A 12,886-nucleotide genomic window follows, 5' to 3' on the forward strand; every position below is an offset into this window, starting at 1 on the left:
GCGCGGCAGCCGCGTCCGGCGGCCCGCGGCCCGGTCGCGGCCCTGCTGCTCCGATCGGGTGCGGGCGCGGGGGCGGCCGCGTACGGGGCGGTGGGCGCGGGTACGGTCCGCTCGACGCGTTTCGCTCCTCCTTCCCCCCTTTCTTCCCCCTTTCTTCCCCTTCTTTCCCGCGCGGCTCCGGCGTGCCCTCGTACCGCGAGAACGCCGCCCACCGCCCGGTAGCGCGTCGCCCTTCCCCTTCTCGTGCAAAGGAACGACTCATGCGCATCCGTACGGCTCTGGCCGCCCTCGCCCTGGCCACCGCGGGGCTTCTCGGCGGTGCCCCCACCGCGTCCGCCATCGAGTTCGGCGACATCATCGTCAGCAGCGAGGCCAGCCCCGATGTCGTGGCGGGCTGCAACGCCGGGTCGATCTCGCTCTCCCCGTCCGCGCAGTGCGGCGTCTTCCACATCTCACCGGTCTGAACGCGGGTCTGAACGCCGGCCCGGTCCCGGGCCGTGCGGGGGCCGGGCGGGGGTGGCGAAGGTCAGGCGGTGCTCCTGACCTTCGCCAGGAAACCGGCGAGGTTGCCGAGTGCGCGGGCGCTCCGCTCCTCGGTCGTCAGCGACTCCTCCTGCCGGCGGGTCCGCAGCGCGGGCTGCCGCTTGCCCCGCAGATAGAGCGAGCAGGCCAGGTCGGCGCAGATGTAGATGCCGGCGGAGTCGCCCTCCCGGCCGCGCGCGCCCGCGAGGGGGGCCACGAACAGATTGACGCCCGACGCCGCGTGTCCGGTGAAACAGATCGAGCACAGGCTCGACCGGACGGCGCTGGTGCTGGAGACGGCGGGGACCCGGAGCACGACACCCACGGGACCGTCCTCCCCCGGCGCGACCAGGGCCGCCCGCAGCGGGGCGCCGGGGTCGATCCAGCCCAGGAAGTCCAGGTCGTCCCAGTCGAGCCCGGGGAACCCGGTCGGCAGCCGGAGCCTGTTCGCCTCGCCCTTGGAGCAGTTGACCAGGGACTTGCGTATCTGTGTCTCGGTGAGCGGTTCCACGGCGGGTGACCCTACACAGCCACCCGGAGGCCGGTCATCCGATTTTCGGCGGTGGCTGCTCCGTCAGGGAGAGGGGGGTGGCGATGGACTCCAGGGAGCGGCCCTCGGCGGCGACGGCGAAGAAGACCGCGACCAGCCCCGCCGCCACCATCAGACCGGCGCCGATACAAAAAGCCAGGACCGCTTCGGAGACGACACCGCTCCCGGTGAGCCCGGCGAAGACCAGCGGCCCGGAGATGCCGCCCGCCGCCGTCCCGACCGCGTAGAAGAAGGCGATCGACATCGCCCGGGTCTCCATCGGGAAGATCTCGCTGACGGTGAGGTACGCGGAGCTGGCCCCGGCGGACGCGAAGAAGAGCACCACGCACCAGCACAGGGTCATCGTGGTGGCGTCGAGAGCCCCGGCGCCGAAGAGGGCGGCGGTCCCGAAGAGCAGCAGCCCGGAGAGGATGTACGTACCGGCGATCATCGGCCGCCGTCCCCAGGTGTCGAAGAACCGGCCGAGCAGCAGCGGCCCGAGGAAGTTGCCGAGGGCGATGACGGCGAAGTAATAACCGGTTGTTCCGCTCGGGATGTCGAAGAACCGCACCAGGATGGAGCCGAAGCCGAAGGTGATGGCGTTGTAGAGGAACGCCTGCCCCACGAAGAGCGCCAGTCCGAGCGTGGCACGTCGCGGATAACCCCCAAAGACCGTACGGGCGATCTCCCCGAAGCCGACGACACCGCGCTGATGGATCGTCATCACCTCGGTGACCTCGGGCAGCGGGCGCCCCCTCGCCCGGACGATCCCGCGCTCGACTTCGTCCACGAGCCGTTCGGCACCGGGCGCCCGGCCGTGGATGAGCATCCACCGGGGGCTCTCGGGGACATGCCGGCGGACGAGCAGGACCACCAGGCCGAGGACGACACCGAGTCCGAAGGCGAGCCGCCAGCCGATGTCCGGTGGGAAGAGATCGGTGTCGAGGGCGACCACGGACAGCAGGGCGCCGCCCATGGCGCCGAGCCAGTAGCTGCCGTTGATGACGAGGTCGACCCGGCCCCGGTAGCGGCTGGGGATCAACTCGTCGATGGCGGAGTTGATGGCCGCGTACTCGCCGCCGATGCCGAAGCCGGTGAGGAACCGGAAGAGGAAGAACCACCAGGCGGAGAAGGACAGCGCGGTCAGCGCGGTGGCGGCGAGGTAGACGGAGAGGGTGACGAGGAAGAGCCGTTTACGGCCATAGCGGTCGGTGAGCCGGCCGAAGAAGAGCGCCCCGGTACAGGCGCCCGCCACATACAGGGCCGCCGCCACCCCGGTGACCTGCGCGTCGGTGATCGCCAGCCCGCTGTCGTCCTCGGACAACCGGCTGGCGACGGAGCCCACGACCGTCACTTCCAGGCCATCCAGGATCCAGACCGTGCCCAGACCGACGACGATCATCCAGTGCCATCGCGACCAGGGCAGCCGGTCGAGCCGGGCGGGCACCTTCGTGGTGATGGTCCCTGTCGCCGCCGTACGGCCGTCCCCGCCCATATCCGCGCCCTCCACGGGAGTCGTGCCCCAGCGCGCTCACCCATACCACGGTGCAAAGGATGACAAACCCCAATGAAAGCATCCTTCGATGGCGGACACCGGCCCGTGCGGCGGTCCGCTTGGCCGCGCTCCCGGCCCCGGGAACCGCCGGTCAAGGGCTCCCCGGCCCCGGGCCCGGTGCTGGGGCGACGATCTTTCGGAGGCGGCCGGATCGGTCAGGATTCGAGAAGCGCCGGTGCGGCGGCAGCGCCTAGCCTGGCCGCCATGAGCACCCCCGTACGCGCGCTCCCTCCCGTACGGCGATCAGAGGACGCGCCCGCCGGGACCGCACCGCAGGCGCCGGCGGCCCCGACCTGCCGACCTCGCCGACCTCGCCGACCAGGAGAAATCGAGCGTTTTCGGCCATGGCTGGTTAGATCGGAACCGGGCGACGCCGACGGAGACCGCGTGGGCGGCCCCGCGCAACAGATGGAGACACGATGACCACCGCCCGGAAGAAGAGCACGCAGCCGCCCGCGCCGCACGCGGCCGACAGCCACGATCTGATCCGTGTGCGGGGTGCGCACGGGAACAACCTCAGGAACGTGAGCGTCGACCTGCCCAAGCGCCGGCTGACGGTGTTCACCGGCGTCTCCGGCTCCGGCAAGAGCTCGCTGGTGTTCGACACGATCGCGGCGGAGTCCCAGCGGCTGATCAACGAGACGTACAGCGCCTTCGTCCAGGGCTTCATGCCGACCCTGGCACGGCCCGAGGTCGACGTGCTCGACGGGCTGACGACCGCGATCATCGTCGACCAGCAGCGGCTGGGGGCCGACCCCCGTTCCACCGTCGGCACCGTCACCGACGCCAACGCGATGCTGCGCATCCTCTTCAGCCGGCTCGGGCTCCCCCACATCGGCCCGCCCGGCGCGTACGCCTTCAACGTCCCCTCGGTCCGGGCGAGCGGCGCGATCACCGTCGAGCGCGGGGACAACCGTAAGGCCGTGAAGCAGACCTTCACGCGCACCGGCGGCATGTGTCCCCGCTGCGAGGGCCGGGGCACGGTCTCCGACATCGACCTCACCCAGCTCTACGACGACTCCAAGTCGATCTCCGAGGGCGCGTTCACCATCCCCGGCTGGAAGTCGGACAGCTGGTGGACGGTGCGGCTGTACGCCGAGTCGGGCTTCCTCGACCCGGACAAGCCGATCCGCAGGTTCACCAAGAAGGAGATGCAGGACTTCCTCCACCGGGAGCCGACCAAGGTGAAGGTCGAGGGTGTGAACCTCACCTACGAGGGGCTGATCCCCAAGATCCGGAAGTCGTTCCTGGCCAAGGACAAGGAGGCGATGCAGCCGCACATCCGGGCGTTCGTGGAGCGGGCGGTCACCTTCACCACCTGCCCGGAGTGCGACGGCACCCGGCTCAGCGAGGCCGCCAGGTCCTCGAAGATCGAGGGGATCGGCATCGCGGACGCCTGCGCGATGCAGATCAGCGATCTGGCCGACTGGGTGCGCGGCCTGGCCGAGCCGTCGGTGGCGCCGCTGCTCGCCGCGCTGGGGCAGACGCTGGACTCGTTCGTGGAGATCGGCCTCGGCTATCTCTCGCTCGACCGGCCGTCCGGGACGCTGTCGGGCGGCGAGGCGCAGCGCACCAAGATGATCCGCCACCTCGGCTCCTCGCTCACCGACACCACGTACGTCTTCGACGAGCCCACCACGGGCCTGCACCCCCATGACATCCAGCGGATGAACGAGCTGCTGCTGCGCCTTCGGGACAAGGGCAACACGGTGCTCGTCGTGGAGCACAAGCCGCAGACGATCGCGATCGCCGACCATGTCGTGGACCTGGGCCCCGGAGCCGGTACGGAGGGCGGCACCATCTGCTTCGAGGGCACCGTCGAGGGCCTGCGGGCGGGCGGCACCCTCACCGGCCGGCACCTGGACGACCGGGCCACCCTCAAGGAGACGGTGCGCACGCCCACCGGCACGCTGCCGATCCGCGGCGCGACCGAGCACAATCTGCGCGACGTCGACGTGGACATCCCCCTCGGGGTGCTGGTCGTCGTCACCGGAGTCGCGGGCTCCGGCAAGAGCTCGCTCGTGCACGGGTCGATGCCCCGGCAGGTGGGGGCGGCGGACGTCGTCTCGGTCGACCAGGGCACGATCCGTGGCTCGCGGCGGAGCAACCCGGCGACGTACACCGGTCTGCTGGACCCGATCCGCAAGGCGTTCGCGAAGGCCAACGGGGTCAAGCCGGCGCTGTTCAGCGCCAACTCCGAGGGCGCCTGCCCCACCTGCAACGGCGCCGGTGTCATCTACACCGACCTGGCGATGATGGCCGGTGTCGCCACCACCTGCGAGGAGTGCGACGGGAAGCGGTTCCAGGCGTCGGTGCTGGAGTACCGCCTCGGCGGCCGGGACATCAGCGAGGTGCTCGCGATGCCGGTGGCCGAGGCCCGGGAGTTCTTCGGCGAGGGCGAGGCCCGCACACCGGCCGCGCACCGGATCCTCGACCGGCTCGCCGATGTCGGGCTCGGCTACCTCACCCTCGGGCAGCCCCTCACCACGCTCTCCGGGGGCGAGCGGCAGCGGCTCAAACTGGCCACGCACATGGCCGAGAAGGGCGGGGTCTACATCCTGGACGAGCCAACCACCGGGCTGCATCTCGCCGATGTGGAGAATCTGCTCGGGCTGCTCGACCGGCTCGTGGACTCCGGCAAGTCGGTCATCGTCGTCGAGCACCATCCGGCGGTCATGGCGCACGCGGACTGGATCGTCGATCTCGGCCCCGGCGCGGGTCACGACGGCGGCCGGATCGTCTTCGAGGGCCCGCCCGCCGAGCTGGTCGCCGCCCGTTCCACCCTCACCGGCGAACATCTCGCGGAGTACGTGGGCGCCCCGCCGGCCCCCGCGAAGGCCCGCAGGAGCACCCGCGCCCGCCGGACCCCGACCCGTAGCTGACGCGGTACAGGCGGCGGGCGGTGCCGCGGACCGGCGGGCCGCGACACCGGGCCCGCCGCCGAGAAGCCGCCCGCTTCGGTCGACCCGTTTCCGCCAACCCGTTTCCGTCGACCCGTTTCCGTCGACCCGTTTCCGTCGACCCGTTTCCGTCGAACAGCGGGGGGCAGCCGCCGGAAGAGGAGAATCCGTCACTCAGCGCCTGGAGGAACACATGATCGTCCTTGGTGTCGTCATGCTGGTCGTGGGCGCGGTCACCCAGCTGAGCCTGCTGTGGACCGTCGGAGTCGCCCTCGTGGCGATCGGACTGGTCCTCTGGCTCCTCGGAGCCGCCGGCCGCGCGGTGGCCGGCCGGCGCCACTACTGGTAGCCACCGGCGGCCCCGCGCCCGAACCCCGGGCCGCGCGGCGGAACCCGTCCACCCGGCCGGCGGAGCAGCGAGACCGCTCCGCCGGCCGCCGTGTCACCCCGTACCGCATCTCCGGAGCCCCTCCCGCCCACCGGCGCACGGCGGCTTCCGGCCGACCGGAACGGCGGCTCCCGGGCGGGCCGCCGGCATCCGACGCACGCGCCGGCCGGTGGTGGACCGCCGCCCTCGCAGGGCGTACGGGCGACGCACGCGTCCGTACGCACCAAATGATCGCCGGAGCGCGCCGCAAACCTGCCACCACCAAGATTCACCGTATCGAGGGACCCCGGACCCCTTCCAATGGCTCAACGCGGTTGGCAGCGCCTACGGTTCTCGCGGATCGGGGACCCATTTCCCCCAGATCCCCTCCCCCTTTCCTCGTACACCTGGCTGACGTGCGCGTATGCGGCACCTCGCCCTCATCAAGGAGAGTTCAGCGCGATGACCGTGGACACCAACCCGCAGCCGCAGGAGCAACCGCGTCCGCAGACCAGCCTCAGTACCGCGGCCGCCCGCAATCTCGCCACCACGACCAAATCCGCACCGCAGATGCAGGAGATCACCTCCCGCTGGCTGCTCAAGTCGCTGCCCTGGGTGGAGGTCGCCGGCGGCGCCTACCGGGTGAACCGCCGTCTGACGTACACCGTCGGCGACGGTCGCATCGAGTTCGTCCAGGACGGCTCCCAGGTCCGGGTGATCCCCCGCGAGCTGGGTGAACTGTCGCTGCTGCGCGGCTTCGACGATGTGGCCGTGCTGACCGCTCTCGCCGACCGCTGCGTCCAGCGCGACTTCCGCGCCGGTGAGACGCTGGTGGAACGCGGCACCCCCGCCGAGCAGATCCATCTCATCGCCCACGGCCGGATCGACCGGATCTCCGAGGGCCAGTACGGCGACGAGACCGTGACCGCCGTACTCGCCGACGGCGACCGCTTCGGCCAGAGCGCGCTGCTGGACTCCCACGCGACTTGGGACTACACCGCCGTCGCGCGGACCTCCGGCACCCTGCTGACCCTGTCGCGGGCCGACTTCGAGGCCGTGGTGGCCTCCTCGGCCGACCTGCGGACGCACATCCAGGAGTTCGGCGCGCTGCCGGAGAAGCGGCAGAACCGGCTGGGTGAGGCCGAGATCGCCATGTCCGCCGGACACGAGGGCGAGGCCGAGCTGCCCGGTGCCTTCGTCGACTACGAGCTGAACCCCCGCGAGTACGAACTCTCCCTCGCGCAGACCGTGCTGCGGGTCCACACCCGCGTCGCGGACCTCTACAACAAGCCCATGAACCAGACCGAGCAGCAGCTCAGGCTCACCATCGAGGCACTGCGCGAGCGGCAGGAGTACGAGCTGGTCAACAACCGCGAGTTCGGTCTGCTGCACAACGTCGCCTTCAACCAGCGCATCCAGCCCCACTCCGGCGCGCCGACCCCGGACGACCTCGACGAGCTGCTCTGCCGCCGCCGCGGCTCCAAGTTCTTCTTCGCCCACCCCAGGACGATCGCCGCGATCGGCCGCGAGTTCAACGCCCGCGGACTCTACCCGGACCATGTCGACGTCGGCGGCCAGCAGGTGCCGGCCTGGCGTGGCGTACCGATTCTGCCGTGCAACAAGATCCCGATCAGCAAGGAGAACACCAGCTCGATCCTGGTGATGCGCACGGGTGAGGACAACCAGGGCGTCATCGGTCTGAACCAGACCGGCCTTCCGGACGAGTACGAGCCGGGTGTGTCGGTGCGCTTCATGGGCATCGACGAGACGGCGATCATCTCCTACCTGGTCACCACGTACTACTCCGCCGCCGTCCTGGTCCCCGACGCGCTCGGGGTGCTGGAGAACGTGCAGATCGCCCGTACCAGCGGCTGACCGGCCCCGCTGCCCACCGGCGCACCGCCGCCCGCCCCGTGCCCGGCGGGAGCCCGTGCCCGCCAGAACGCCCGGCGGAACCCATGGCCGGGCCCTCGCCGGGCGGGCCCGGTGCGCCCGGAACAGACCACCTCACCCAAGGAGTAGTGGTGCGGTCATGAGCACCGAATCCCTGCGACGGATCCTGGGCGGCCCGACCGGCCTGGGGACGTCGAGCCTGTACCCGGCCCCGCGGGAGGAGCCACCGACGGCCGGCAGCCCGGTCCCGGGCCTGTACCACCACCCGGTGGCGGAGCCCGACCCCGTGCGGACGGAGGAGGTCGACCGCAGGTCCAAGGAGTGGGCGATCGACGAGATCGGGCTGTATCCCCCCGAGTGGGAGGAGCAGTTCGACGGGTTCGGCATCGGGCGCTACATGACCGTCTGCCACCCCGACGCCCCCACCGTCGACCATCTGATGGTCGCGGCCCGGCTGATGGTGGCCGAGAACGCGGTCGACGACTGCTACTGCGAGGACCACGGCGGCTCGCCCATCGGCCTCGGGGGCCGGCTGCTGATGGCGCACACCTCCCTCGACCCCCTGCACACGACGCCGGAGTACGAGCCGCAGTGGGCCGGCTCGCTCCACGACGACGCCCCCCGGCGGGCGTACCGCTCCGCCATGGACCACTTCACCGACGTGGCCAGCGCCTCCCAGGCGGACCGGTTCCGGCACGACATGGCCCGGCTGCACCTGGGGTACCTCGCCGAGGCCGCCTGGGACCAGACGGACCACGTGCCCGAGGTGTGGGAGTACCTGGCGATGCGGCAGTTCAACAACTTCCGCCCCTGTCCCACCATCACCGACACCGTCGGCGGCTACGAACTCCCCGCGGACCTGCACTCCCAGCCGGCCATGCAGCGGGTCATCGCCCTCGCGTCGAACGCCACCACCATCGTCAACGACCTCTACTCGTACACGAAGGAGTTGGACAGCCCCGGCAAGCATCTCAACCTGCCGGTGGTCATCGCCGAGCGTGAGGGCCGCACCGAGCGCGAGGCGTATCTGAAGGCGGTCGAGATCCACAACGACCTCATGCACACCTACGAGGCCGAAGCCGCCGCCCTGGCCGTCGCCTGTCCCCTGCCCATCGTGGCGCGCTTCCTGCGGGGCGTCGCCGCCTGGGTCGACGGCAACCACCACTGGCACCAGAACAACACCTACCGCTACAGCCTGCCCGACTTCTGGTAATTGGAAGGAATCCGTACGTGTCTGTGCACGACGTCTCCACCGTTCGCGACACCATCACCGTCCCCTCTTCGGCGACGCCCTACCAGGGTGACATCGCCCGCTACTGGGACGGCGAGGCCAGGCCGGTCAACCTGCGCCTCGGCGATGTCGACGGCCTCTACCACCACCACTACGGCATCGGCGACGTCGACCACGCCGCCCTGGGCGACCCGGCCGACTCCGGTTACGACCAGCGGCTGATCGCCGAATTGCACCGGCTGGAGTCGGCGCAGACCGGGGTGCTCCTGGACCATCTCGGCCCCGTCCAGCCAACCGACCTGCTGGTCGACGCCGGCTGCGGCCGCGGCGGCTCCATGGTCATGGCCCACCAGCGCTTCGGCTGCGACGTCGAGGGGGTGACCCTGTCGGCCAAGCAGGCCGACTTCGCCAACCACCGTGCTCTCGAACTCGGCATCGAGAAGTCGGTCCGGGCCCAGGTCTGCAACATGCTCGCCATGCCCTTCGCGTCCGGGCGGGCCGCGGCCTCCTGGAACAACGAGTCGAGCATGTACGTCGACCTGCACGACCTCTTCGCCGAACACGCCCGCGTCCTCGCGGCCGGCGGCCGGTACGTCACCATCACCGGCTGCTGGAACCCGGTCTACGGGCAGCCGTCGAAGTGGGTCTCGCAGATCAACGCGCACTTCGAGTGCAACATCCACTCCCGCCGCGAGTACATGCGCGCCCTGGCCGACAACCGTCTCGTGCCCCAGACCGTGGTCGACCTGACGGCGGCGACCCTGCCGTACTGGGAGCTGCGGGCCACGTCCTCACTGGTCACGGGGATCGAGGACGCGTTCATCAACTCGTACAAGGACGGCTCCTTCCAGTACCTCCTGATCGCGGCCGACCGCGTCTGACGGACCGCCCACCCGGACCGTCCCATCCGGACCGCCCCGGCCCGTCCCCGCACCGCACGCGGGGGCGGGCCGGGGCTTCGCGCTGTCCGGGCGCGAGGACAGTGGAGACCGGACGCGGCCGGGGCCGGTCCTGACCGTACGGTGGTCCGGTCGGATCAGGTCGTCGTCGTGGTGGGCAGGTCGGGGGTGGCGGTGGGGCCGGCCGTGGCCGGCAGGAGGGAGAGCACCAGGGTGAGGCCTCCGCCGGGGGTGTCCTCGGCGTTCAGGGTCGCTCCCATCGCCTCGGTCAGTCCCCGGGCCACGGCGAGGCCGAGGCCGGCCCCGGCGCCGCTCGGGCCGTCCCCGTGGCGCCGGGAGGGCGCGAAGATGCGTTCCTTCGCCTCGTCGGGGAGCCCGGGGCCCCGGTCCACGACGCGTACTTCGACGCGGTCGGCGAGCGCACTGGCCGACACGAGGACGGGCTCGTGGCCGGGGTTGTGGGTGACGGCGTTCTCCACGATGTTGGCGACGGCGCGCTCCAGCAGGCCCGGATCGACGCGGACCATGGGCAGGTCCTCGGGGATGTCGAGGGCCACGCTGCCCTCCGGTACGCCGCCGAGCGCCATCGGGACGACTTCGTCCAGGTCGATCTCGCGGATGAGCGGGGCGACCGCGCCGGTCTGGAGCCGGGACATGTCCAGGAGATTGCCCACCAGGCCGTCGAGGCGGTCGGCTCCGGCCTCGATGCCGGCCAGGAGTTCGGTCCGGTCCTCGGCGGACCATGCGACGTCGTCGGAGCGCAGGGAGGTCACCGACGCCTTGATGCCCGCCAGCGGTGTGCGCAGTTCGTGGCTGACGGCGGCGAGCAGGGCGGTCCGGGTGCGGTTGCTCTCGCCGAGTTCGCGGGCGTGTTCGGCCTCGCCGATCAGGCGTCGGCGGTCGAGCACACCGGCGGCCTGGGTGGCGAAGGCGGAGAGGACCCGGCGGTCCTCGGCGGGCAGGACCCGGCCCGAGAGGGCGAGCGCCAGATGGTCGCTGATGGGCATGTCCACATCCGCGTCCTCGGGCCGGAGCGGCGGACTGCCGGGCGGGCGGGGCTCTCCGGCGCTGCTGACGCAGGTCCAGGGGCCGACATCGCCCGCGCGTTCCAGCAGGGCCACGGATTCCATGCCGAAGGTCTCTCTGACCCGTTCCAGCAGGGCGTCGAGGCTCGTCTCCCCGCGCAGGACGCCGCCGGCGAGGAAGGAGAGGGTCTCGGACTCGGCGCGCAGCCTCGCCGCCTGGTGGGTGCGGCGGGCGGCGAGATCGACCACGGACGCCACGGAGACCGCCACGGTGACGAAGATGACGAGGGCGACGATGTTGTCGGGGTCGGCGATGCTCAGCCGGTGCAGGGGCGGGGTGAAGTAGTAGTTGAGCAGCAGCGATCCGAAGGCGGCCGACGCGAGGGCCGGGGTGAGCCCGCCGATCAGCGCGGCGGCCACCGTCAGGGCCAGGAACAGCAGTACATCGTTGGCGAGCCCGAGGTCCGGGAGCACGGTGTCGAGCAGGACGGTGAGGAGCGCGGGGCCCACGACACCGACGAGCCAGCCCCCCGCGATCCGGGACCGGCCGAGGCGGGCGCCGCGGGCCACGGGCAGGCCGCGGCCCTTGGCGACTTCGTCGTGGGTGACGATGTGGACGTCGAGGTCGGGTCCCGACTCGCGGGCGACGGTGGCGCTGACCCCGGGGCCGAAGACGTACTGCCAGGTTCTTCGGCGGCTGACCCCCAGCACTATCTGGGTGGCGTTCACCCCGCGGGCGAAGTCGAGCAGGGCGGAGGGGATGTCGTCCCCGACGACATGGTGGAACGTGCCGCCCAGATCCTCGACGAGGGCCCGCTGGACGGCCAGTTCCTGGGGCGAGGCGGAGGTGAGGCCGTCGCTGCGGGTGATGCAGACGGCGAGTACCTCGCCGCCGGCGCCCTTCTCGGCCAGCCGGGTGGCGCGCCGGATGAGCGCGCGGCCCTCGGGGCCGCCGGTGAGGCCGACGACGATGCGTTCGCGGGCCTGCCAGGTGGTGCGGATGTCGTGTTCGGCCCGGTACTCCCGCAGATGCTCATCCACGTGGTCCGCCACCCAGAGCAGCGCCAGTTCGCGCAGTGCGGTCAGATTGCCGGGACGGAAGTAGTGGGACAGGGCGGCGTCGACCTTGTCGGGCCGGTAGATGTTGCCGTGGGCCATGCGGCGGCGCAGCGCCTGCGGGGCCATGTCGACCAGTTCGATCTGGTCGGCCCGGCGGACCACCTCGTCGGGGACGGTCTCCCGCTGGCGGACGCCGGTGATGGTGGCGACGACATCGCCGAGGGACTCCAGGTGCTGGATGTTCACGTTGGAGACGACGTCGATGCCGGCGTCGAGGAGTTCCTCGATGTCCTGCCAGCGTTTGGCGTTCCGGCAGCCCGGGATGTTGGTGTGGGCGAGTTCGTCGACGAGGGCCACGGCGGGCCTGCGCAGCAGCACGGCGTCCACGTCCATCTCGGTGAACGTCGTGCCCCGGTACTCGATCGCGCGGCGCGGGATCTGCTCCAGGCCGTGCAGCATCACTTGGGTGCGGGGGCGTTCGTGGTGTTCCACGAAGGCGACCGCGCAGTCGGTGCCGCGTTCGACGCGCCGGTGTGCCTCGGCGAGCATCGCGTACGTCTTTCCGACGCCGGGGGCCGCACCGAGGTAGATCCGAAGCCTGCCGCGTTTCATGTTCCGATCCCTGTGGTCGAGCGTCCCTGTGGTCCGCGTCCCCGCGGTGGAGCGGCTGGTGCTGTGGGCCCGGCGCGGGCCGCCGCGGACGGGGAGGGGAGGCCCCTTGAGGAAATCTCCTGCCCCTGTGCGCCCGCGCGTCCTTGACGTTCCCCATACGCAGGTCGGCGGGTCCTTGACGGCTCCCGTACGCGGCGGTTCCGGGCGGACGACGCTCCGTCGAAGGCGCTCGGTCGAATGCGCTCGGTCGAAGGCACTCCCCGGCGCCGGTGCCGCGATGCGCCGGGCATGACG

General features: G+C 71.3%; 8 protein-coding genes and 1 pseudogene. 6 read left to right on the forward strand and 3 right to left on the reverse strand.

The features are described from left to right. Positions 1 to 260: 260 nt before the first annotated feature. Positions 261 to 464: a hypothetical protein gene (locus SYYSPA8_RS22215; protein ID WP_323449013.1), complete on the forward strand. Its 204-nt coding sequence runs from the start codon at positions 261 to 263 to the stop codon at positions 462 to 464. Between the two features lie 62 nt (positions 465 to 526). Here SYYSPA8_RS22215 and SYYSPA8_RS22220 read toward each other — a convergent pair whose 3' ends face one another. Continuing rightward, a complete protein-coding gene (locus tag SYYSPA8_RS22220) occupies positions 527 to 1,033 on the reverse strand; it encodes an FBP domain-containing protein (protein ID WP_323449014.1) in 507 nt (168 codons plus the stop codon). 34 nt (positions 1,034 to 1,067) lie between these two features. After that, on the reverse strand, positions 1,068 to 2,546 hold the full coding sequence (locus SYYSPA8_RS22225; protein ID WP_323449015.1) for an MFS transporter: 1,479 nt from the start codon (positions 2,544 to 2,546) through the stop codon (positions 1,068 to 1,070). 479 nt (positions 2,547 to 3,025) lie between these two features. Between SYYSPA8_RS22225 and SYYSPA8_RS22230 the strand changes: the two are divergent. The 5 genes and pseudogenes from SYYSPA8_RS22230 to SYYSPA8_RS22250 form a co-directional block, all read left to right on the forward strand. Beyond that, positions 3,026 to 5,425, forward strand: a pseudogene (locus SYYSPA8_RS22230) (ATP-binding cassette domain-containing protein); the annotation flags it as partial. A gap of 274 nt (positions 5,426 to 5,699) precedes the next feature. Further along, positions 5,700 to 5,855 (forward strand): hypothetical protein, encoded by a 156-nt coding sequence (locus tag SYYSPA8_RS22235; RefSeq protein ID WP_323449016.1) that lies wholly within the window; start codon positions 5,700 to 5,702, stop codon positions 5,853 to 5,855. A gap of 480 nt (positions 5,856 to 6,335) precedes the next feature. Beyond that, positions 6,336 to 7,748 (forward strand): family 2B encapsulin nanocompartment shell protein, encoded by a 1,413-nt coding sequence (locus SYYSPA8_RS22240; RefSeq protein WP_323449017.1) that lies wholly within the window; start codon positions 6,336 to 6,338, stop codon positions 7,746 to 7,748. 55 nt (positions 7,749 to 7,803) lie between these two features. After that, the gene (locus tag SYYSPA8_RS22245) at positions 7,804 to 8,979 is read left to right on the forward strand and encodes a family 2 encapsulin nanocompartment cargo protein terpene cyclase (protein ID WP_407706055.1); all 1,176 of its coding nucleotides are present in this window, start codon (positions 7,804 to 7,806) and stop codon (positions 8,977 to 8,979) included. A gap of 17 nt (positions 8,980 to 8,996) precedes the next feature. After that, on the forward strand, positions 8,997 to 9,878 hold the full coding sequence (locus SYYSPA8_RS22250; RefSeq protein ID WP_323449018.1) for a geranyl diphosphate 2-C-methyltransferase: 882 nt from the start codon (positions 8,997 to 8,999) through the stop codon (positions 9,876 to 9,878). 155 nt (positions 9,879 to 10,033) lie between these two features. Here the strand turns inward: SYYSPA8_RS22250 and SYYSPA8_RS22255 are convergent, their stop codons facing one another. Continuing rightward, entirely contained in the window at positions 10,034 to 12,592 is a 2,559-nt protein-coding gene (locus tag SYYSPA8_RS22255) for a DUF4118 domain-containing protein (protein WP_323449019.1), read from the reverse strand. Between the last annotated feature and the right edge of the window lie 294 nt (positions 12,593 to 12,886).

The sequence above is a fragment of the Streptomyces yaizuensis genome (assembly GCF_034961445.1).
Lineage (GTDB): Bacteria > Actinomycetota > Actinomycetes > Streptomycetales > Streptomycetaceae > Streptomyces > Streptomyces yaizuensis.

Excerpts from the sequence above, each read along its gene's own strand:
- SYYSPA8_RS22215 (WP_323449013.1), top strand. The coding sequence starts at position 261 with ATGCGCATCCGTACGGCTCTGGCCGCCCTCGCCCTGGCCACCGCGGGG.
- SYYSPA8_RS22225 (WP_323449015.1), bottom strand. The coding sequence starts at position 2,546 with ATGGGCGGGGACGGCCGTACGGCGGCGACAGGGACCATCACCACGAAG.
- SYYSPA8_RS22235 (WP_323449016.1), top strand. The coding sequence starts at position 5,700 with ATGATCGTCCTTGGTGTCGTCATGCTGGTCGTGGGCGCGGTCACCCAG.
- SYYSPA8_RS22240 (WP_323449017.1), top strand. The coding sequence starts at position 6,336 with ATGACCGTGGACACCAACCCGCAGCCGCAGGAGCAACCGCGTCCGCAG.
- SYYSPA8_RS22255 (WP_323449019.1), bottom strand. The coding sequence starts at position 12,592 with ATGAAACGCGGCAGGCTTCGGATCTACCTCGGTGCGGCCCCCGGCGTC.